This is a genomic window from Sphingorhabdus sp. (assembly GCF_044374345.1).
In the GTDB taxonomy this organism is placed as follows: Bacteria; Pseudomonadota; Alphaproteobacteria; order Sphingomonadales; family Sphingomonadaceae; genus Sphingorhabdus_B.
Map to the genome: position 1 here is coordinate 1 of NZ_JBILOS010000148.1, position 3,067 is coordinate 3,067.

General features: G+C 56.8%; 3 protein-coding genes. 2 read left to right on the plus strand and 1 reads right to left on the minus strand.

All coding sequences use genetic code 11. The annotated features are described in order from the left end of the window. Nucleotides 1–590, plus strand: a 590-nt coding sequence (rplA, locus tag ACIQ5B_RS10675; RefSeq protein WP_397598998.1) for a 50S ribosomal protein L1, incomplete at its 5' end; no start/stop codon positions are given. 89 nt (nucleotides 591–679) lie between these two features. Further along, nucleotides 680–1,948 carry an exo-beta-N-acetylmuramidase NamZ domain-containing protein gene (locus ACIQ5B_RS10680; RefSeq protein WP_397598999.1) on the plus strand — a complete coding sequence of 423 codons (1,269 nt, stop codon included), beginning with the start codon at nucleotides 680–682 and terminating at the stop codon, nucleotides 1,946–1,948. On the opposite strand, the gene ACIQ5B_RS10685 is transcribed toward ACIQ5B_RS10680, so the two are convergent. Next, nucleotides 1,911–3,067, minus strand: a 1,157-nt coding sequence (locus tag ACIQ5B_RS10685; protein WP_397599000.1) for a sodium:solute symporter, incomplete at its 5' end; no start/stop codon positions are given. The genes ACIQ5B_RS10680 and ACIQ5B_RS10685 overlap by 38 nt on opposite strands.

Here is a 3,067-nt window from a genome sequence, read left to right on the forward strand (position 1 = left end):
AGTTTGACGAAACCATCGAAGTTGCCATGAACCTGGGCGTTGACCCACGTCATGCTGACCAAATGGTTCGCGGCATGGTTTCGCTTCCAGCCGGTACCGGCAAGGAAATGAAGGTCGCCGTCTTCGCCCGTGGCGACAAGGCTACTGCAGCAACCGCTGCTGGTGCAGACAAAGTCGGCGCCGAAGACCTGATGGAAGACATGTTGGCCGGTAACCTTGATTATGACCGCGTTATCGCAACGCCGGACATGATGGGCATCGTTGGCCGCTTGGGTAAGACCTTGGGTCCAAAGGGCCTGATGCCAAACCCGAAGCTGGGCACAGTCACCATGGACGTTGCTGAAGCTGTAAAGGCTGCAAAGGCCGGTCAGGTTGAGTTCCGCGTTGAAAAGCAGGGCATCATCCACAGCGGCATCGGCAAGAAGAGCTTCTCTGACGCTGACCTGCGCAAGAACTTCGACGCGTTGATCGACGCCGTCATCAAGAACAAGCCAAGCGGCTCAAAGGGCAAATATGTCCGCCGCGTTGCGGTCAGCTCGTCAATGGGCCCAGGCCTCAAGATCAATCTGGCGGACGTCGCTGGCGCTTAAGCCACGGCATCACACGAATATCAAAAGGGCTGGAGGGAAACCTCCGGCCCTTTTTCTTTGCGGCGGATGCCGTTATCCAATAGCCTTTCATGATGCGATTATTTTTGACCTTTATTGTTGCGCTGCTTCCACTAGCCGCCGTTGCGGCTGATCCGGTTCAGCCAAAATCTCCAACCCCCGTCAAATCAATCGCCATTCCCATCAGGCATATCACCCCCGGGATCGAAGCCTTGCTTTCCGACCAACGGGCGTTGCTCAAGGGAAAGCGGGTCGCGCTGTTGACCAACCAAACCGGCGTTGATCGCAAGGGCGTCAGCGACGTCGATCTGTTGCGCGCGCATCCCGCCATCAATCTTGTCGCGCTGTTTAGCCCGGAACATGGCGTGCGTGGAGAGGCCCAAGCCGGTGAAAAGGTGGCCTCGGGCATCGATCCCAAATCCGGTTTGCCCGTCCACAGCCTCTACGGCGAAACCAAGATGCCGACTGACAAGATGATGCACGGCATTGATATTGTGCTGGTCGATCTGCAGGACGTCGGCACGCGTTTTTATACATATTCCTCGACATTGCTGTTCATGCTGCGCGCCGCAGAGAAATCCGGAGCCGAGGTGATCGTGCTGGATCGTCCCAACCCGCTAGGCGGGGTGATGATAGAGGGGCCAGTCCTCGAACCCGCATTTGCCTCTTTTGTTGGAAGCTTTGCCATGCCGGTACGTCACGGAATGACGTTCGGTGAGCTCGCGCAGATGTTCGTCGGTGAGGAAAAGCTGCGCACGCGCCTTCGCGTTATTCCCATGCGCGGCTGGAATCGCGACTTGGCGCCCTATGTCGCTTGGGATTTGCCTTGGGTGCCGCCCTCACCCAATATGCGGACACCCCAAACAGCCGCAGTATATCCCGGCACGGCCTTGTTTGAGGGCACCAACATCTCCGAAGGACGGGGCAGCGCAAAACCCTTCGAATATATCGGCGCGCCTTTCATCGATGGCGCGGCGCTGACGGAACGATTAAATGCAATGGGATTGCCCGGTGTCACTTTCACGCCCATTTCCTTTACACCGGATTTTTCCAAATATGCTGGGCAGCCGTGTCACGGCGTGTGGATCATCCCCACCAACAGCACAACATTCCAGCCATTCCGCACTGGCATCGCTTTGGTGAAGGCGGTCCACGACTTGTACCCGGACAAGTTTGAATTCCGCGCCGGCACTCCAAGCTTTTTCGATCAGCTGGCAGGAACCGACACGGTCCGTAAAGGCATTTTGGACGGAAAGGCCGTCAGCGAGATTGAGGCTCAGTGGCAGCCGGGGCTTGACGCTTTTATGCAATTACGGGCGCGGTATCTGATTTATCCTTGATATCACGGCCTGCGCAGCAAACAACAAATGCGACTGCCGTCCCGATACATAGCTGCCATGGGAAGGCCAGCGCTTTCCACGCCGCAGGCAGCCCAAGACTGTCCACGACATAATGCTGTTGCAGCAGGATCGCGACAAATCCAGCCAGCAGCGCGGCGATCACCGACCATGTCGCCCCACGCTTCGTAAACACCACGGTGCCATAGACGCCCAGCAAGCCCGAATAGGCAAAGACCATGACGCCGAGTACAAATTCTAGCAAAGGCGTGTCACTATAATGCTGCCAATAGAAACAAAGTATCGACATCGCAAACAGCGCACATGCGAGCAATATCATCGCCGCGCGTCCGGCGTTGACATAATGCTGCTCATTGGACGGTGCGCCGCGCCGTTCCAGCCAGGGCCGGTAAAAATCGTTCACGACCACCGCAGACATTGAAATCAGGCCGGAATTGATCGCGGCTGCCGCGATGACGCCCACGGTTACCAGCCCGCGCAAGCCGGGTGGGATTTCAGACAGAATGAACGACATGAAGACTGTGATTTTTTCGCCCGCGAACGCATTGGTAGCGCCAACGCTCACGCCCATCAGGTCGGGGCGGTTGTAGAAGATGTGGAGCAGCGATCCTATTGCCATGAATAAAGCCACCACAGGGATTGCCGCCCACATGCTCGCATACAAAGCGCGCTTGCCCGATTGTGCATTTTCGCATGCCAGAAAGCGCTGCGTCGTGTCCTGATCGAGACCAGTATTGCCGATATTGAGCAGCACCAGCCCGGTCAGGATCGCCCAAACGGTAAACGGCTTGGTAAAGTCGAACGACCAGTCAAACAAACGCAGCTTGTCCATTCCGTCCGGTGCAGATTGAAGCGCGTCCCAGATTTCTGGAGCAGGTGCAGGGATTTTCACCAGCAGGAAAATGAGCACCAGCACCGCACCACCAAAATAGAGCACGACCTGCACCAGGTCGCTCCAGATAACGGCATTCAGCCCGCCGAACAGTGTGAACACAACACCGAAAACGACAAGGACCGCCGACGCGATAACGATATGTTGCGGCTCGACATCAAGGAAGATGATCATCGAAACCGCAATAGCGGCAAGATACAGCCGCGCGC